The sequence below is a fragment of the Achromobacter maghribensis genome, assembly GCF_057334215.1.
Window position 1 is genome coordinate 45,230 of sequence record NZ_JBHFII010000004.1, and the last position, 17,370, is coordinate 62,599.

The 17,370-nt window shown below is 64.5% G+C and carries 16 protein-coding genes; 7 read left to right on the top strand and 9 right to left on the bottom strand.

The genetic code is table 11. From position 1 onward, the window contains the following. Positions 1-16 precede the first annotated feature (16 nt). Positions 17-3,184, bottom strand: a complete 3,168-nt coding sequence (locus ACE039_RS00965) for an autotransporter outer membrane beta-barrel domain-containing protein (protein WP_485821413.1) — start codon at positions 3,182-3,184, stop codon at positions 17-19. A 257-nt stretch (positions 3,185-3,441) separates the two neighbouring features. On the opposite strand from ACE039_RS00965, the gene ACE039_RS00970 reads away from it, so the two are divergent. Further along, positions 3,442-4,239 (top strand): PAS domain S-box protein, encoded by a 798-nt coding sequence (locus ACE039_RS00970; RefSeq protein WP_485811190.1) that lies wholly within the window; start codon positions 3,442-3,444, stop codon positions 4,237-4,239. Here ACE039_RS00970 and ACE039_RS00975 read toward each other — a convergent pair. The 7 genes from ACE039_RS00975 to ACE039_RS01005 form a co-directional block, all read right to left on the bottom strand. Then, positions 4,173-5,555, bottom strand: a complete 1,383-nt coding sequence (locus tag ACE039_RS00975; RefSeq protein ID WP_485821414.1) for a 3-carboxy-cis,cis-muconate cycloisomerase — start codon at positions 5,553-5,555, stop codon at positions 4,173-4,175. The two genes, ACE039_RS00970 and ACE039_RS00975, sit on opposite strands and share 67 nt — an antisense overlap. Positions 5,556-5,579: 24 nt before the next feature. Beyond that, positions 5,580-6,158: a protocatechuate 3,4-dioxygenase subunit alpha gene (gene pcaG / locus ACE039_RS00980; protein WP_485821415.1), complete on the bottom strand. Its 579-nt coding sequence runs from the start codon at positions 6,156-6,158 to the stop codon at positions 5,580-5,582. Positions 6,159-6,161: 3 nt separating this feature from the next. Beyond that, positions 6,162-6,863 carry a protocatechuate 3,4-dioxygenase subunit beta gene (gene pcaH, locus ACE039_RS00985; RefSeq protein WP_485821416.1) on the bottom strand — a complete coding sequence of 234 codons (702 nt, stop codon included), beginning with the start codon at positions 6,861-6,863 and terminating at the stop codon, positions 6,162-6,164. A gap of 79 nt (positions 6,864-6,942) precedes the next feature. Continuing rightward, positions 6,943-8,223 carry a TRAP transporter large permease gene (locus ACE039_RS00990; RefSeq protein ID WP_310031363.1) on the bottom strand — a complete coding sequence of 427 codons (1,281 nt, stop codon included), beginning with the start codon at positions 8,221-8,223 and terminating at the stop codon, positions 6,943-6,945. Further along, the gene (locus ACE039_RS00995) at positions 8,220-8,795 is read right to left on the bottom strand and encodes a TRAP transporter small permease (protein WP_485821417.1); all 576 of its coding nucleotides are present in this window, start codon (positions 8,793-8,795) and stop codon (positions 8,220-8,222) included. The genes ACE039_RS00990 and ACE039_RS00995 overlap by 4 nt, the downstream gene beginning before the upstream one ends. A gap of 40 nt (positions 8,796-8,835) precedes the next feature. Then, positions 8,836-9,279, bottom strand: a complete 444-nt coding sequence (locus tag ACE039_RS01000) for a type II 3-dehydroquinate dehydratase (protein ID WP_310031366.1) — start codon at positions 9,277-9,279, stop codon at positions 8,836-8,838. A 19-nt stretch (positions 9,280-9,298) separates the two neighbouring features. Next, positions 9,299-10,306, bottom strand: coding sequence for a TRAP transporter substrate-binding protein (locus tag ACE039_RS01005; RefSeq protein WP_105556110.1), 1,008 nt, complete (start codon positions 10,304-10,306; stop codon positions 9,299-9,301). A 131-nt stretch (positions 10,307-10,437) separates the two neighbouring features. Here ACE039_RS01005 and ACE039_RS01010 point away from each other — a divergent pair, with 131 nt between their 5' ends. Continuing rightward, a complete protein-coding gene (locus ACE039_RS01010) occupies positions 10,438-11,262 on the top strand; it encodes an IclR family transcriptional regulator (protein WP_105556109.1) in 825 nt (274 codons plus the stop codon). A 15-nt stretch (positions 11,263-11,277) separates the two neighbouring features. Further along, the gene (pcaC, locus tag ACE039_RS01015; RefSeq protein WP_313459768.1) at positions 11,278-11,661 is read left to right on the top strand and encodes a 4-carboxymuconolactone decarboxylase; all 384 of its coding nucleotides are present in this window, start codon (positions 11,278-11,280) and stop codon (positions 11,659-11,661) included. A 7-nt stretch (positions 11,662-11,668) separates the two neighbouring features. On the opposite strand, the gene ACE039_RS01020 is transcribed toward pcaC, so the two are convergent. Continuing rightward, on the bottom strand, positions 11,669-12,571 hold the full coding sequence (locus ACE039_RS01020) for a LysR family transcriptional regulator (RefSeq protein ID WP_485821418.1): 903 nt from the start codon (positions 12,569-12,571) through the stop codon (positions 11,669-11,671). Between the two features lie 143 nt (positions 12,572-12,714). Here ACE039_RS01020 and ACE039_RS01025 point away from each other — a divergent pair, with 143 nt between their 5' ends. The 4 genes from ACE039_RS01025 to ACE039_RS01040 form a co-directional block, all read left to right on the top strand. Then, the gene (locus tag ACE039_RS01025) at positions 12,715-13,554 is read left to right on the top strand and encodes a type 1 glutamine amidotransferase domain-containing protein (protein ID WP_485821419.1); all 840 of its coding nucleotides are present in this window, start codon (positions 12,715-12,717) and stop codon (positions 13,552-13,554) included. A gap of 99 nt (positions 13,555-13,653) precedes the next feature. Then, positions 13,654-14,694 (top strand): alpha/beta fold hydrolase, encoded by a 1,041-nt coding sequence (locus ACE039_RS01030; protein ID WP_485811182.1) that lies wholly within the window; start codon positions 13,654-13,656, stop codon positions 14,692-14,694. Between the two features lie 85 nt (positions 14,695-14,779). Next, positions 14,780-15,679, top strand: coding sequence for a helix-turn-helix domain-containing protein (locus ACE039_RS01035; protein WP_485821420.1), 900 nt, complete (start codon positions 14,780-14,782; stop codon positions 15,677-15,679). A 128-nt stretch (positions 15,680-15,807) separates the two neighbouring features. Next, a partial coding sequence (locus tag ACE039_RS01040) for a thiamine pyrophosphate-binding protein (RefSeq protein WP_485821421.1) occupies positions 15,808-17,370 on the top strand: 1,563 nt, incomplete at its 3' end.

Here is a 17,370-nt window from a genome sequence, read left to right on the forward strand (position 1 = left end):
TGGCAATGCCGCCGCTTTAGAATTGCCAGCGTGCAGTCGCGCTAACCGAATGTTCCCGACTGTCGCTGGCATACTGCCCGGCATACCCCAGCCTTACCGACGCCGTGCGCGCAATCGCCATCTCCGCACCTAATTCCACCAGCGCGGCATCGCGCCCGAGAGGCGCGCCCGCGACGGTGAACGGCTGCCCGGCGCTGAACGCCAACACCGATTCTGGCTTTACGTCGCCGAACACGTGGCGCCAACCCACCGTGCCGAACACCCTGCCCTGACGGCCACCAGCATCGAATTCCTGGGCGGCTCGCAGACCCAACGTCGTATAGGTTTGCTGCGTGCTTCCAGACTCGCCCGACAGCGCGGCGTTGCCGCCGCTTTCGGCAAAACCGCGCGTGCGCAAATCGCTCCAGGCCAGGCCGACGAACGGCTCCAGCGTGGTACGTTCCCCCAATGGCCTTGCATAGGACAATTCCGTGAACACCTGACTGGTGCTGGCGCCATAGTCGGCCGTCAACGCGGCGGTTTGGCTGTTGGCGTAGCGCCGCGTCGAAATGTCATGCCAGGTGTACCCCGCGCCCGCCAGGACTTGCCAGGCGCCGGACCCGGCGGCAAAGGCTTTTCCACCGTAGACGAGAGCGCTGTAGCTGGACACGTTCGCCTGCGAGGAACGCTCGTCGACACGCGCCTTGCTGTCGGTGTAGCCCAGGGCGCTGCCGACACGCCAGCCCGCGCCCACGGCACGATCGGCTCCCACGAACAGTCCGCCAACATGCTGGCGGATTTGCGCGGCATTGCCGTCCGTATCAACCGTCTGCCAATTTCCCACAATTTCGGCCCAGGCTGGCAAGGCGCTGGACGCTGGCATCTCGCCGGTCAGGACCTGGCCATCAGATACGCCCACAGCGGCGGTGTAGCTACCCGCCCGCGCAGTCGCCTGGAGGTTCGCGCGCAACTTGGCCAAAGGCGTCTGGCGCACCTGCGCCGCGCCCTGAAGCAGGGTGCTTGACACGCTGGCGTGTATTTCACCCGACAGGCTGTCGAAGGCGTCTTCGGTCTGCCCCACCGCCAGCGTCGCTGCATACTGACGCAACGCGCTGTCTGCATCCATGCTTTCCAGGGCGCCGGCCACGGCCCGCTGGTTTGGCGTATTGGCACCAGTGGGGAAGGCTCGCGTCTGTAGCAAGCCCAGTCTCACGTCGGTAGCGCTGTAGGACAACCGGGGATCCAGGAACGCATAGTTCGACGAGACGCTTTCGAACCGACCTTCTACCGAATTGGCGCTAAGAACGGTGTAGCTCAGGTTAGGGGCGAAGTTGCCGTCCGGCCCAACGTGCAGCACCGACCCCGCCAGCCGTGCAATGCCGTTCACCACGACCCGATCGCTATTGGCCGATGCCGGCGTCGCTTCGACGCGGTAGGTGGCTCCAGGCGCAAAGGTCAGGTCACCATTGACCGTCAACGTGCCGATCGAATTGCCGGGGCTCAAAACCGACCCACTGGCCAATGTGGTCGCCCCCACCGAACCCGACCCGCCCAGCGTGGCGCCCGCGCCCACGCTGACCGGGCCCGCCAGCGTACCGTTGACCGTAAGCGAGCTTCCCGACACCGTGGTCACGCCGGTGTTGCTGCTGTTACCGGTCAGGATCACGTTACCCGACAAGATGTTGACGCGACCATTGCCTTGAATGCTACCGCCATAGGTCAGGGCCGGGCCGACAAAGTTGAACAGCAGTTCGCCATCGCCCGCGCCAAATCGCAGCACCGGGGCATTCAACACGCCGGCGGGCGCCGCGCCAAAGTCCGCAGGCGTGCCCATGACCAGCGTGCCCTTGGAACCCGCGGCGTTCGCGATGACGACTTCACTTGCGTTCAGCGCGCCTCCAAACATCAACAACAGCCGTCCTTCGCCTGCATCGCCCACGGTCACCGGGCCGGTCGACGTCCAGTTCGAACCATCGCCCATAATCGTCACGTTGCCGTAGGACCCGGCCCGCCTGCCCAACGTGCCGTTCATGCTGGTCAGCTGGCCGCCACTCGAAACACCCAAGCCGCCGCGCGCACCGTTGGCGTCGCCAACCACAAAGATCCCATCGTTGCTCCACAACGATCCCGCTCCGCCAATCGAGGCGGTGCTGACGCTGCCTGAACCGACGCCGACGAAGCCGGAGGTTCCGCTGAGCGTCGCGCCGTCGGCTAGCAAGAGCGTGCCGCTGCCTTCTTTGCCGATTTCCACTGGCCCCGAACTGGTCCAGGACGAACCGGCGCCCATCAGCGAGACGCTGCCGGTCGATCCCGCCTGGTCGGCCGCGATCAGACCACCGCTCTGTACGCGCCCCGCATTGCTGACCTCGAACAAACCGCCACCATGATGTCCCACCTTCACGGGCAATGCAGAATCCACGGACGATCCCGTTCCGCTCACCTGGAAAAAACCGGTGGATAGCGCCGAGTCAGCAACATTGATCTCGGTGGCAATAAGCGACGCGCCCGCCAGCACGCGCACCGCGCCGCGAGCGCTCGTGCTGGGCGGCCCGAACGTATCACCGCCGACCAGCAAGGTCCCGGCCTGCAACGTGGAGCCGGCGTCGGTCACCTGGATCTCCCCCCACGCGTCCCCGCCACGCCCCGCTGCCAAAACGCCCGCCTGCACCACCCCCCCATTTTTGATGGTCAACGCAGCGGTTCCCAGTTCCCCCACATACAAGGTAGACAGTACTTCGAGCCGACTCCCCGGATCCGACACGGTCACCGATCCAGTGCTGTTGACGCCCTTGGCGATCGTGCCGTACATGGAGTTCCAGACACTGCCGACGCCAACTCCTCCCAGCACGGCTGCCCCGTTTGAGCCGCCATCGTTGCCCAGCACGAAGCTGCCGGTGGTTAGGCTCCCGCCTGACCGAAACACCAGTGTGCCAGCCGCGGTGTCGCCGACCAGCAAGGTGCCCGCTTGGCTCATATTGTCGAGCTGTACCGTGCCGGCAGCGACATGGGCATCATCCGCAATGCTGGGCAGAGCACCGCCCCAGTTCGCGGGGACACCCCAAAATCCTCCCCCTGCGCCGACCCACGTGAGCGTGGCAGCATCTGCCGATGGCAGACCAAGAGCGGCGACCGCCATGGCAACCGCCGCTGAAAGCGGACGCACAGGCATATGGGAAATCATGGGTGACAGGCGCATCGGCTTCATTCTTGGCTTCCAGGTTTTGGCTACCGGGCGTTCGGATCCCGGCGCGGCGACGAGGAGTATAGGAATTTGCAAGCGCCTGAAGCTGAGCAAGTATGAGCATTGGCACTGAGAAAATCTGAGCGCACACACTGGATTTCTGGCGCCGCTGCACTCAAAAAAGCGCTACGCACAGAAATCAAGTCTGGTTAAACTGAGCGCCACCCCACCCCGCCCGGGTGCGCGTCTACCGTTGCACCGATACCCACCCCCAGATCCTAATGTCCGCTACGCCGCTTGCCGATCTGATGCCCATGCTCCTGGACGCCGTGTGTGTCGTGACCGAGTCGGGCAGATTCCTCAGCGTGACCGGCGCCTGCGAGCCGATCTTCGGCTACACGCCGGAAGAGATGGTGGGACGCCCGATGATGGACCTTATCCACGAAGCCGACCGGTCCGCGACGCTTGCCGCGGTCGGCCGGCTGATGCGCGGCAAGCTGCAATACGATTTCGAGAATCGATACGTGCGCAAGGACGGACGGATTGTCCACATCATGTGGTCAGCGCGTTGGTACCCGGACAAGCAGATACGCGTTGCGGTGGCCCGGGACGTCACGGCACGGCATGTCCAGCGCAACGACTTGGAAGATAAGGGGGCGCCACCGCAAGCCTTGCCATGGCAACTCTGCGATTCGCCGCCCAGCCTGGTGCCTCCCGGCGCATCGCCCATTCCCTTGTCCCACCAGGACTACACCGTCCTGGCCACGCTTGCCACGCACGCCCAGGGCGCCAGCCGAAGAGCCATCGTGGAAGCGCTTGGAAAGGACTACTGGACCTACGACCGCCGCAGTCTGGATACACAAATGCGCCGCCTGCGCAGAAAGGTCGAACAAGCCTGCGACCGTGCACTGCCGGTCGCGACGCTGCGCGGAATGGGGTATCGGTTCTACGACCCGATCGAATACCGGCGGAGCGGCGAGGTTAGACGCCAACGTCCAGAGCGATACGGTGCTCAGGAAGAAGATCCCGCCCAGCTCGCGAGCACGCGGTCGCAAATAGACTGCGCTTCACCCAGGTAGTTGGCGGGATCGCCCAGGCGGTCAAGGTCGTGGTCGCCCAGCAACGCCCGTGTCGCTTCATGCTTGGCTAATGCCTCGCGTACGCTTGCTTTTAGCGAGCAGTTTCGGCGCACGGCTTCCTGTGATGCCTGTTCGATCAGTTCGTGGGCCTCTATGCGGCCGATTCGAGCGCCCAGCGCAAGCGCATAAGCCTCGGCAAGGATCAATCCGTTTGTTGCGTCTACATTGCGCGCCATGTTGGCGGCGTGGACTTCAAGGCCGTCCAGCATGCCTGCCACGTGGCGTAGCGCGCCACCGGTCAGCGCGCAGATTTGCGGCAGGACGTCCCATTCCGCCTGCCAGCCGCCCAACGCGCGTTCGTGTTCTTGCACCATGGAGGAGAGCATGGTGGACACCAGTGGCGGCACGCGAGTGGCGGCGGCCAGGATGGCGGCGCTGCTGACGGGATTGCGCTTGTGCGGCATGGTGCTGGAGCCGCCCCGCCCCGGGCCGCCGGGTTCGGCAAGTTCGGCGATTTCGGTCTGCGCCATCAACGACACATCGCGGGCGATCTTGCCCAGCGTGCCCGTCAGTACGCCCAACGTCGCGGCCATATCGGCCAACCGGTCGCGATGCGCGTGCCAGGGCATATTGGGCAGCGCCAGGCCCAGTTCTTTGGCCAATGCGCTTGCGATGGCGGGTGCGGCGTCACCCAGGCTGGCCAACGTGCCGGCGGCGCCGCCGAATTGCAGCAGAGCGGCTTGTTCGGCGTCGTGCCGCAGGCGTCGCTGCGCCCGCGCCAAGGCTTCCAGCCAACCGGCCGTCTTAACGCCAAACGTAGTGGGCAGCGCGTGCTGCAACCACGTGCGCGCGACCATGATCGTGTCGCGGTGCGCCGCCGTCAGTCGCGCACATGCGCGCTGCGCCGCGTCCAGATCCTGGTCCAGCTGCGCGGCGACCTGTTGCAGCTGCAAGACCAGCGCGGTGTCCAGCACGTCCTGGCTGGTGGCGCCCCAATGCACGAAACGTGCCGCCTCGGGATCCACCCGGCGCACGGCGGCGGTCAGTTGCTTGACAAAGGGAATGGCAATGTTGCCGGCCAGCATTGAGGCCGTGGCGATCGCCTCCAGATCCAGGATGGCGTCAATGTCCTCGGCATGGCAGACGTCATGGATGCTGCGGGCCGCGCGGTCGGGGATGACGCCACAGTGCGCCTGGGCGCGGGCCAACGCCGCTTCCACCGCCAACATCCGCCTGATGGTGCCGGGCCCGGAGAACAAACCCATGATGTCGCGGTCGGAATAGATCTGTTCGGTCAGGCCGGAGAGAATGGTCATGTGGCGCGTCCGTTGCCGTGGCGATCAAACATCGAAAAATACGGTTTCGCCCGCGCCCTGCAAGACGACATTCCAGCGCAGTACGCCGTCGTCCGACGCCTGTGCGACCAGCGTTTCCCTGCGGGCGGCCGGGGTCTGGCGCAGTACCCAATCCTGTTCGTTGGCCCGGGCTTCATCCGGAAAATACAGGCGCGTCGATAGGTGTTTAAGCAGGCCGCGCATGAATAGCGAGACCAGCAGATGGGGCGCTTGCAGCGTGCCGTCCGGCGCGGGCACGCTGCCGGGCTTGATCGTGGTGAAGCGGAACGAGCCGTCCGCTTCCGTCGGCACGCGTCCAAACCCCGTAAAGCCCGGCGTACTTGTGGCGGGCTCGCCATGGCGCGGGTCGTCCGGATGGCGGTAAACGCCGCGGGCGTCGGCTTGCCAGATTTCGATCATGCCGTCGGGCACCGGATTGCCCTGGCCATCAATGATCCGTCCTTCGATCACGACCGAGGCCACGGCCAGGTCGGGCTGGCCCGCGGTCAAGTCCGCACAGTTCAGGCCCGACAGGCCGATGTGCAGGTAGGGGCCGACGGTTTGCGAGGTAGTGGGGTAGAGCATGCGTTACTCCATCGGGGTAGCGTTGCGGCCGCGCAGCACGATATCGAAGCGATAGCCCAGCGCGTATTCGGGCACGGTGGTTTCCCAGTCAAGCGTGGCGACCAGGCGGGCGCGCGCCTTGGCGTCCGGCACGCACTGGAAGATGGGGTCGAATTCCAGCAACGGATCGCCCGGAAAGTACATCTGCGTGACCAACCGCGTGGCGTAGGCGCGGCCAAACAGCGAAAAGTGGATATGCTGCGGCCGCCAGCCGTTGTAATGATTGCCCCACGGGTAGGCGCCGGGCTTGATCGTCTTGAACTGATAACGGCCATGTGCGTCCGTCACCGTCCGGCCCTCGCCGCTGAAGTTCGGGTCCAGCGGCGCATCATGCTGATCGCGCTTGTGCAGGTAGCGGCCGGCGGCATTGGCTTGCCATATTTCGATCAGCGCGTCGGGCACGGGGCGGCCGTTTTCGTCCAGCACGCGGCCCGACACGATGATGCGTTCGCCGATGGCCTGGGCGCTGGCGATGCGCGTCAGGTCGTTGTCGCCCTGCTTGACAAACGCGGCGCCGAACGCCGGGCCAGTGATTTCCGACAGGGTCTGCGGCAGCGCGATCAGCGGCTCGTTTGGCGAACGTAGCAGCGTGGAACCATACGCGTCAAAGCGGTAAGCGGGCTGAGTGTCCCAGAACGGACGCCGGTATTGGGCAAGCTTGGACATTGCTGGAATTCTCCTTTGAATAGCGGTTCGCGCCTGCCCCGTTCAGCAATGGGAGCGAGGCGCGAACGAGGCATGCGTATCAACCGCCGAACCAGCGCGCGGGCACGATGACCAGCGCCGGGAAGACGACCATCAGGAACATGACCGCGAATTCGGCGGCCATGAACGGCATGACCCCTCGGGTGACGTCGTCCATCTTCATCTTGCCCACGCCCGCCACCACATTGAGCACGGTGCCCACGGGCGGCGTCACCAGGCCGATCGAGTTGTTGATGATGAACAGCACGCCGAAATACACCGGGTCGATGCCAGCCGCGCGCACCACCGGCATCAGCACGGGCGTCAGGATCAGGATGGTGGGCGTCATGTCCATGGCGGTGCCCACCACCATCACCAACACCATGATCGCCGCCATCAGCAGGATCTTGTTGCCGATGTAGGGCTGAAGCATGTCCACGACTTTGGCGGGCAGGTCGGCCACGGTAATCAGCCAGGCGCTGACCATGGCGGCGGCAATCAGGAACATCACGATCGCGCTGGTCTTGGCGGCCGACACGAACACCGCATACAACTGATTCAGCTTCAGTTCGCGGTAGACCAGCGTCGATACCAGCAGCGCGTAGGTGGCCGCGACCACCGCAGCCTCCGTTGGCGTGAAGACGCCCATTCGCAAGCCCACCAGGATGATGACCGGCAGCATCAGCGCCCACAGCGCCTTGCGCGCCGCCGTGCCGATTTCCTTGGCGGATTTGCGCGGTGGCGGCACCACTTTTTCACGGCGAACCAGCCAGGCCCAGGTCAGCCACAAGGCCCCGCCGATCAGCAGCCCCGGCACGATCGCGGCCATGAACAGCTTCGAAATCGACACGTTCGCGGCCACGCCGAAAATCACCAGGCCGATGCTGGGCGGGATCACCGGGCCGATCACGCCCGTGGCGGCGATCAAGCCGCCGGCCGTTGATTTTTTGTGGCCGGCGCTGACCATCATCGGCAGCAGCAACGCCGTCAACGCCGCCGCATCCGCCACGGCGGAGCCGGACAACGCCGACAACAGGCAGCCGGCCATGATGGTCACGTAGCCCAGCCCGCCCTTGACGTGCCCGACCAGCGCCAGGGCCAGGTCCACGATGCGCTTGGACAGGCCGCCCACGTTCATGATTTCGCCGGCCAGCATGAAGAACGGCACTGCCAGCAGCGGAAAACTGTCGGCGCCACCGATGACGTTCTGCGCCAGGATCTGCGAATCGAAGATGTCCAGGTGCCACATCAGCGCCACGCCGCTGGCCAACAGTGCAAAAGCGATGGGCACGCCCAGCGCCATCACGCCCAGCAGCGACCCGATGAATACGAAGATAGTCATGCGCTTCTCCCCGGCGCGCCGTGGCTGGCGTCGTCCAGAATCTGCTTGAGTTGCACGGCTTCTTCGGACTCCTGGACCATGATCAGGTCCTGGTCGCGCAGCTTTCCAGTCAGTACGCGGTACAGATCCACGGCGATGATCAGCCCGGCCAGGGCCGAGAACACCAAGCCCGCCGCATACACAATCGCCATCGGCAAGCCGCTGACCGGCGCGCTGACGTCCGCATTGATCACGGCCTGTTCCCAACTGCCCTTGAACATCAGGCCCACGATGTACAGCATGATGATCTGGCCCACGACCAGGCAGATCTTCTTGCCCGCCGTCGGCAGCTTGGCCACCACCATGTCCATGCCCAGGTGGCCGCGTTCCTTCAACGCGATGACCGCGCCCAGGAACGTCAGCCAGATGAACATCCAGCGCGATAGCTCTTCCGACAACGTGATGCCGGAATTGAAGCCATAGCGTGCAACGACGTTGCCGAAGACCAGCACCACCATCGCCGCCAGCAGCAGCGCGATGGCCATTTCCAGCACGCGGCACGCCGCCGCGATGCACCCATCTATGAAAGCCATGGAGCGGCCTCCTTCGGCGTGGAAAGAAGAGTGCCCCGTGTCATGCGCGTGCTTCTTGCAGGATGTCGACCAACCCACGCAGCGCCGTCAGGTACGAATGCGGCCCCAGCCCCTGCACGGTGCCGCGCACCGCCGGCGAAATGATCGAATGCGCGCGCCACGTTTCGCGCGCGGCGATGTTCGACATATGCACTTCCAGCGTGGGGAACGGCATGGCCTTGATGGCGTCGTGCAGCGGCACGCCGTGCTGCGTCAGACCGGCCGGGTTGACCAGCGCGCCCTGCGCCGCGTCGATGTTCTCGTGCAAGAAATCGATCAGCGCGCCTTCGTGGTTCGATTGCAGCGTGGCCAGTTCCACGCCCAGTTCGGCTGCCAGGGCGGCCAGGCGCTGATTGATTTCGGCCAGCGTGGTGGTGCCATAGATGTGCGGCTCGCGGCGGCCGAACAGGTTGAGGTTCGGGCCGTGCAGAACAAGAATCTTCATGATGGATACGCCGGTGCGTTTACTTGCGGATGCGTGCGAGTTCGTCGTTGTAGAGCTTGACGATGGCGGGGTCGTAGCTGCCGGTGAAGTGTTCGATGACCGGCTTGACGACCTGCTGCATGCGGACTTTCTGGCCCGGCTCGATCGTGTTGTATTGGATGCCCTTGGCTTGCAATTCCGCCACGGCCTTTTGCGCGGCTTCGCGGCTGACCTTGCGTTGGTAACCGCGCGCTTCGTCGGCCGCCTCTTGCATCATGCGCTGTTCGGTGGGCGACAACTTGTCCCAGAACTTCTTGCTGACCAGCACGATGTTGGCCGCGTAGACGTGGTTGGTCGCGCTGACGTACTTCTGCACTTCGTAGAACTTGTTGGACAGAATCACCGAGTACGGGTTTTCCTGGCCGTCCACCGCTTTGGACTCCAGCGCGCCGTACAGCTCCGCAAACGGCATGGGCACGGGGTTGGCCTTGAACGCCTTGAACGTGTCCAGGAACACCGGATTGGGAATAACGCGGATCTTCAGGCCCGCCAGGTCTTCCGGCTTGGTGATGGCGTGCTTGGAGTTCGTCACGTTGCGAAAGCCCAGGTCCCAGAAACCCAGCGCCACCAGGCCTTTTTCGGGCAGCTTGGCGGTCAGCGCGCGGCCCAGCGGCCCATCCAGCAGCGCGTCCGCCTGACCAAAGTCGGTGACCGAAAACGGTAGATCGATCAGGCCGAATTCCTTGACGATGCCGGCCAGCGAGGTGGACGCTGGCGCGGACATTTCCTGCACGCCGCCTTGCAGGCCGGACTGCTGCTGCATCTCGTTGCCCAGCTGCGATGCCGGGAATTCCTTCACCTTCAGTTTGCCCCCGCTTTTGCTGGACAGGATCTCTGCAAACTTCTTCACGCCCGCGCTCACGGGGTGGTCGGTGTTGTTCAGGTGGCCGAAGCGGATGGTGCGTTCCTGAATGTCCTGCGCGTGGGCCGTCATCGCGGCCGAGCATAGAACGCCCATCAAGCCCAAGCAGAAAATGCGGGTCTTCATCGTTGTCTCCTTCCGGGTTTTTTTGGAATGTTCTCGATGTCTTGGAGGACTCGGTAGTGGAATGTAATTCCGAGTGGAATAGTTTTCCACCTAGGGTTATCATCCATTACCCCACTACTTGTTGAGATGACATGGCCGGAGTCCTCGAACGCGCGCTTGCCGTCATGGAGCACCTATCCTCCAGACCCGAAGGCGTGCCGCTAGCCTCGCTTGCGCAGCAGCTGGAGATCCCTCAAAGCGCCGCCCACCGCCTGCTGACCGACCTGTGCCGTTGCGGCTACGTCAGGCAGATCCGCGACCACGGCGACTACGCGTTGACGGCCCGCGTGGCGTCCATCGGCCTGAGCTATCTGGCCGCCACGGGCATCGTCGATATCGCCCAGCCCCTGGTCGACCGCCTGGCCGATATCTCGGGCGAGTTGGTGCGCCTGGCCATCGTCGACAACGAACGGCTGACGTGGGTCGCCAAGGCGCAGGGCGCGCGTCACGGTCTGCGCTATGACCCCGAAATGGGATCAGACGCCAGACTGTCGTGCAGCGCATCCGGGCACGCGTGGATGTTGACGATGTCGGACGAGCGCGCGCTGGATCTGGTGTCGCGTCAGGGCTTTGGTTCCCCCGCCGAATATGGGCCCAACGCACCCACGACGATTGCAGCCCTGACCAAGATGCTGCATGCGGGCCGCAAACGCGGCTACGCGATGATCAATGAAGTGTTCGCGCCCGGCATGACGGCCATGGCGGCGCCCGTGCAGCGCAAGGGCGAAGACGCGATTGGCGTGCTCAGTATCGCGGGGCCGGCCATGCGCCTGACCGAAGCGCGTATGTTGGAACTTGGGCCTCAGCTGCTGGCCGCCACCGAAGAGCTGGCGCTGGCAAGCCTGGCATCGCCCATGTTCCGCAAGCGCTTTCCCATGCAGGGCCGCAATGCCGGCGACGAAGCATCCCCACAATAAGCAGAGGAGACAATCATGAACGAGCACCAGCGATTCGAGCAGGGCCTGGCGGTGCGCACCGAGGTCCTGGGTGAAGCGCACGTCAGCCGCTCGCTGGCGTCATCGACGGAATTGAATCGCGAATTCCAGGACCTGATCACGCGCTATGCCTGGGGCGAAATCTGGACGCGCCCGGGGCTGCCGCGCCACACGCGCAGCTTGCTTGTGATTGCGACCATGATCGCGTTGAACCGCGAGACCGAACTCAAGCTGCATCTGCGCGCCGCCGCCAACAACGGCGTCACGTTGGACGAGGTGAAGGAAGTGCTGCTGCAATCCGCCATCTACTGTGGCGTACCGGCGGCCAATTCCGCGTTCCACACCGCGGCCGAAATCTTCGCCGAAGAAATCGGCCATTGAATGACGGTTATCCGCCCGGATTGCTCAGAAGATCGATCAGGGCGCGCGCGGCGGCCGACTGGTGTCGATGCGGCGCGTAGACGACAGAGAACGGACGCGACCTTCCCCGCAACTGCGGCAGTATTTCCACCAGCCTGCCGTGCTGGATGCGGTCGCGGACGATGAATTCATAGCTTTGGCAAATACCCACGCCCTGTTCGGCCAGCGACACCACGCCTAGCACGTCGTCCGAGATCTCGAAGCGAGAGCCAGGCACCCAATCCCTGTCGCGCCCGTCGTCACGAAATATCCACGGCGCGAGCCGGCCCGTGCTGGGCATCATGAAGGGAAGACAGACATGGTGATGCAGGTCTTCCACGGTCTGTGGCGCGCCCATTTGCTTGACGTACTGCGGCGAAGCGACCAACAGCAGCGGCGCATCTTCGAGCTTGCGCGCGACCAGGCCGCTGTCGGGCAGGTGGCCCAATCGGATGGCCAGATCGAATCCTTCGGCAACCAGGTCAACGTTGCGGTTGGTGATGTTCAGCGCCACCTGGACCTGGGGATACAGCTGAGCAAAGCGCGCCAATAACGGCGGCAATCGGTAGTGCCCGTAGGTAGTGGGCACGCTCAGTCGCACGCGGCCGGCCAGTTCGCCCTCCTGGCCAAGTACTTCCCGCCCGGCGTCCTCGAACTGGGAAAAGGCCGAGCGGGCCTGTTCAAGGTAGCGCCGGCCCGCGTCGGTCAGGCCCAGGCGGCGCGTCGTCCGCTGCAGCAATTGCCGCCCCAGGCGCGTTTCCAACCGTGCGACGGCGCGGCTCAGCACCGAAGCGGTGGTCGATAGCGCCACGGCGCCGGCGGTGAACGAGCCATGTTCGACCACCGCGACGAAGGCCTCTACATCCCCTAGATAGTCGAATTTTCGGCCCATCTTGCTCTCAAAAGAACAGATATTGTTCTGAAAGGCTAGTTTATCTCTTCTGGCGGCCCTAATACAGTGACGGCATGGCAAGACGCGCGGCTGAACCCGCAAGCGCCCCCCTTCTGAACCTGAAACCCGCCGGGAACCACAAAATGAAATCGATCCACAAATTCGCGGCCGTGATGGCCCTGGGCCTTGCGGCCACCACCGCCCAGGCCGGCAACGTGCTGGTCGTGTTGTCCGATGCCAACCGCCTGGACCTGAAGGACGGAAAGGTCTTTGCGACCGGCTTCTATCTCAACGAGCTGATGCAGCCCGTCAAGCTGCTGCTTGATGCGGGTCACGAGATTACGTTCGCCACGCCGCTGGGGTCGGCTCCCACGGTGGATGCGAGCTCCATCGATCCGATGTACTTCGGCAACGACCCCGCCCAGCTGAAGGTCCATCAGGATCTGCTCGACCGACTTGCGCTGACCTCGCCGGAAAAGTCACCGGTCGTGAGCCTGGCCCGTATCGAGCAGCAGGGCTATGGCCGCTTCGATGCGGTCTATATCCCCGGCGGTCATGCGCCGATGCAAGACCTGCTGAAAAGCCCGGCGCTGGGGCGCTTGCTCGCCGACTTCCACAGCCGCAACAAGACCACGGCATTGGTCTGCCATGGGCCGATCGCACTGCTGTCGACGCTGCCGGACGCCCAGCACTTCGTGACCGCGCTGGAATCCGGCCAGGCCGGCCGTGCGCCGCAATGGATATACAGCGGATATCAGATGACCGTCATCAGCAACCAGGAAGAGGAACAGGCCAAGTCCCAGCTGGGTGGCGGCCAGATGAAGTTCTATCCGCAGACGGCATTGCAACAAGCCGGCGCGCAGTATCGCAGCAACGCCGCGCCGTGGACACCGAATGTCGTCGTCGACCGCGAGTTGATCACCGGCCAGAACCCGGCATCGGCGCTTGGCGTCGCGCAAGAGCTTCTCAAGCGCCTGAAGTAGTCCAGGCCACGCCCGGCGTGTCACGGAACCTCGCCTGCCCTGCATGGTCACTCTAGTACAGCGCCGGCAGCGGGCCGGCGCCAAAACAGGAGCCATTGCATGACACGAATCCGACATATCCAGCTTGCCGCATGGTGCGCCAGCCTGTTGCTGGCGGGCGGCGCGGCACGGGCGGCGGATGCGCCCAAGGTGCCAGACTACGGTCCCAATCTCGAACGCTTCCAGTATCCACACGAGGTCCATCGCCACACGGTCAACTCGCAGGGCCAGACGCTGTCGATGGCCTACATGGACGTAAAGCCCAAGCAGGCCAACGGCCGGACCGTCGTGCTTATGCACGGCAAGAACTTCTGCGGCGCCACCTGGGACACCACGATCACGGCGTTGAGCCAGGCCGGCTATCGGGTCGTGGTGCCCGACCAGATCGGCTTTTGCAAATCCGACAAGCCGGCAAGCTATCAATTTTCGTTTCACCAGCTTGCCGCCAACACCCAGGCCCTGCTGACGCACCTGGGCGTGGAACGCGCCAGCGTGGTCGGACATTCGATGGGCGGCATGCTGGCGGCGCGTTATGCGCTGATGCACGGCGCAACGACCGATGCGCTGGTGCTCGTGAATCCGATCGGGCTGGAAGACTGGAAGCAGGAAGGCGTGCCCTACCGCAGCATCGACGCCTGGTACGCACGCGAACTCAAGGCCAACTTTGCCGGCATGAAGAAGTACCAGCAGGGCACGTATTACGCGGGGCAGTGGCGCGACGACTACGACAAATGGGTACTGATGGCCGCCGGCATGCTGCAGGGCGACGGCCGGGAACGCGTGGCCTGGAACCAGGCGCTCACCTACGACATGATCTACACCCAGCCGGTCGTGCATGAGTTCGGCCAGATTGCCGTGCCCACCACGCTATTGATCGGCGAGCAGGACAACACCGCACCCGGCAAGGACGCCGCGTCGCCCGAGGTCGCCAAGCGCCTGGGCAATTACGCTGAACTGGGCCCGAAGACGGCTCGGGCGATCCCCGGCGCAACGCTGGTGATGTGGCCCGAACTGGGACACTCGCCGCAGGTCCAGGATCCGCAGCGCTTCAATGCGGCGCTACTCAATGCACTGAAACGGCCCGCGCCGGTCAAGGGCTAGGGCGGCGGCGCCGGGGTTTGCCGGGGTTTACCTATATCATGGCAAAAAATAGAGCCGCCCCGCGCGCCGTCAAGGAGACTCCCGCTTGTCCGCAGGCCTGCACACGCCCTACCCGGAACCGTTCCCCACCTTTGAAACCTCCGATTTCTCAGGTGAGGGGTCGTTCTATTTCGACCTTGTCCGGCTGCAGGACCGGGACGATATTCCGCGCGGCTTCCTGCACCGGCACAACTACTACCACCTGCTCTGGATGAGCGAAGCCCGCGGCACGCACATGCTGGACTTCGAGCAGCACGAGGTGCGCGACCACTCGGTATTCTTCCTGTCACCCGGCCAGATCCACGCCTGGACCTCGTCCGTCAAACCACGCGGCTACGTGCTGAACATCAGCACGGACTTCTTCGCGCACATGTTCCCGCGCGCGGACGACATCGCCAAATTTCCCTTCTTTCACCTGGCGGGCGGCTCGCCCGCCATTTATCTGTCGCGCGAACAGCACGACGGCATGCTGCCGCTGCTGAATGAAATCGAACGCGAAACGCGCGACCGCCAGACGGGGCGCTTCGACGTGGTGCGCTCCTACCTGCTGATCCTGCTGACGCAGCTACGCCGCCTTTATCCGGCCGACGAGCGCGAGACCACCGCCGGCCCCAGCTATTCGCTGTCCAAACGGTTCACCATGCTGATCGAAGAACACTATCTGGACTTCGACGCCATCCGCCAGTACGCCGATGCGCTTTGCGTTAGCGAACGCCAGCTCAACGAGGCGGTCAAGCGCAGCGTGGGGCGCACTGCCAGCCAGCTGGTGCAGGAACGCGTCGCGCTGGAGGCCAAGCGCCTGCTTAGCAATACGGGCCTGAGCATCGCCGAAATTGCGTTCCAGCTGAACTTCGAAGACCCCTCCTACTTCGCCCGCTTCTTCAAGAAGCACACCGGCAGCACCGCCGGCGATTTCCGCAAGAAGTACGACCGCCCCATCGGCTGACGGCCGCGCCGGGCGGATCCGCGAAAAAGTGCAATACAAGCTCTGATCTGTCCTAACGCGCCCGGCGCCGGGCTGCGTACAGTTCATCCAGACCCAACCCGCCGCCTAGCGGCCTGATTGAAACTGCGATGAACGACACTGCAACATTGATGACCGGCGGCCAGCATGTGGTGCGCGCGCTGCTGGAACACGGCGTGGACACCGTATTCGGCGTCCCCGGCGAAAGCTATCTGGACGTGCTGGACGCGTTGTACACGGAACGCGAGCGGATCCGCCTGGTGTCCTGCCGCCACGAAGGCGCGGCCTCGTTCATGGCCGAAGCGCATGGCAAGCTGACCGGCCGGCCGGGCATCTGCATGGTCACGCGCGGGCCCGGCGCCACCAACGCCAGCATCGGCGTGCAGACGGCGTTTCAGGATTCCACGCCGCTTATCGTGCTGGTGGGCCAGGTGGGCAACGACATGGTCGAGCGCGAGGCGTTCCAGGAAATCGATTACCGCCGCATGTTCGGCCAGTTCACCAAATGGGTGGCGCAGATCGACAGCGCCGCGCGCGTCACCGAATACATGAACCGCGCCTTCTCGGTGGCGATGTCGGGCCGGCCCGGTCCCGTGGTGTTGGCGCTGCCCGAAGATATGCTGACCGAACTGGCCGCACCCCAGGACTGCGGCACAATCCAGTTTCCGCAGGCGCACCCGGCGCCCCATGCATTGGCCGACATGCAGGCCCTTCTGGCCGGCGCGCGGCGGCCGCTGATGATTGTGGGCGGTTCTGGGTGGACCGGCGCAGGCCTCGACGCCCTGGCCCGCTACGCCAGCCGCAACGGCCTGCCCGTGGCGTGCTCGTTCCGCCGCCAGGACCTGTACGACAACCACCACCCGCAATACGTCGGTGAAGTGGGCATAGGCGTCAATCCGGAACTGGCCGACGCCGTGCGCAACGCCGACGTGATCCTGGCGGTGGGCGCGCGCCTGGGCGAAATGGTGACAGGCGGCTATACGCTGCTGCAATCTCCCGTTCCCAGGCAGACGCTGATCCATGTGCTGGCCAACCCGGAAGAGCTGGGCCGGGTGTATCAGCCCACCTTGAAGATACCGTCGGGTCTGGACGCCTTCGCGGACGCGGCCGCCGGACTGGAGCCGGTGGACGCGGCCCCGTGGCGCGGCTGGCTGGACGACCTGCGGCAGCGCTACCTGCGCTACACGGAACCGCCCGCCAACGATCTGCGCATGGATCCGGCACGCGTCATCGTCGCTCTGCGTGATGGGCTGGATGCGCGCGCCATCCTGACCAACGGCGCGGGCAACTACAGCGCCTGGGCGCATCGCTACTACCGCTTCAGCCATCCCCGCACCCAGCTTGCGCCCACCAGCGGCGCCATGGGCTACGGCGTGCCCGCCGCCATTGCAGCCAAACTGCGCCACCCCGAACGACAGGTTGTCTGCCTGGCCGGCGACGGCTGCTTTCTGATGACCTCGCAAGAGCTGGCCACCGTCAGGCAGCACCGCCTGGCCATCGTCTTCATCGTGTTCAACAACGGCATGTACGGCACGATCCGCATGCACCAGGAAAAGCACTACCCGGGCCGGACCATCGGCACGGACCTCTGCAACCCCGACTTCGTGGCCTACGCGGAATCGTTCGGCGTGCCCGCCGAGCGGGTGGACAGCCACGAAGGTTTCGCGCCCCCC

Bases quoted from the DNA above. Each gene is read 5' to 3' on its own strand.
- ACE039_RS00995 (WP_485821417.1), bottom strand. From the start codon at position 8,795: ATGGCTTTCATAGATGGGTGCATCGCGGCGGCGTGCCGCGTGCTGGAA.
- ACE039_RS00970 (WP_485811190.1), top strand. From the start codon at position 3,442: ATGTCCGCTACGCCGCTTGCCGATCTGATGCCCATGCTCCTGGACGCC.
- ACE039_RS01025 (WP_485821419.1), top strand. From the start codon at position 12,715: ATGAAATCGATCCACAAATTCGCGGCCGTGATGGCCCTGGGCCTTGCG.
- pcaH (WP_485821416.1), bottom strand. From the start codon at position 6,863: ATGTCCAAGCTTGCCCAATACCGGCGTCCGTTCTGGGACACTCAGCCC.
- ACE039_RS01005 (WP_105556110.1), bottom strand. From the start codon at position 10,306: ATGAAGACCCGCATTTTCTGCTTGGGCTTGATGGGCGTTCTATGCTCG.
- ACE039_RS00990 (WP_310031363.1), bottom strand. From the start codon at position 8,223: ATGACTATCTTCGTATTCATCGGGTCGCTGCTGGGCGTGATGGCGCTG.
- pcaC (WP_313459768.1), top strand. From the start codon at position 11,278: ATGAACGAGCACCAGCGATTCGAGCAGGGCCTGGCGGTGCGCACCGAG.
- pcaG (WP_485821415.1), bottom strand. From the start codon at position 6,158: ATGCTCTACCCCACTACCTCGCAAACCGTCGGCCCCTACCTGCACATC.
- ACE039_RS01000 (WP_310031366.1), bottom strand. From the start codon at position 9,279: ATGAAGATTCTTGTTCTGCACGGCCCGAACCTCAACCTGTTCGGCCGC.
- ACE039_RS01030 (WP_485811182.1), top strand. From the start codon at position 13,654: ATGACACGAATCCGACATATCCAGCTTGCCGCATGGTGCGCCAGCCTG.
- ACE039_RS01020 (WP_485821418.1), bottom strand. From the start codon at position 12,571: ATGGGCCGAAAATTCGACTATCTAGGGGATGTAGAGGCCTTCGTCGCG.
- ACE039_RS01010 (WP_105556109.1), top strand. From the start codon at position 10,438: ATGGCCGGAGTCCTCGAACGCGCGCTTGCCGTCATGGAGCACCTATCC.
- ACE039_RS00975 (WP_485821414.1), bottom strand. From the start codon at position 5,555: ATGACCATTCTCTCCGGCCTGACCGAACAGATCTATTCCGACCGCGAC.
- ACE039_RS00965 (WP_485821413.1), bottom strand. From the start codon at position 3,184: ATGAAGCCGATGCGCCTGTCACCCATGATTTCCCATATGCCTGTGCGT.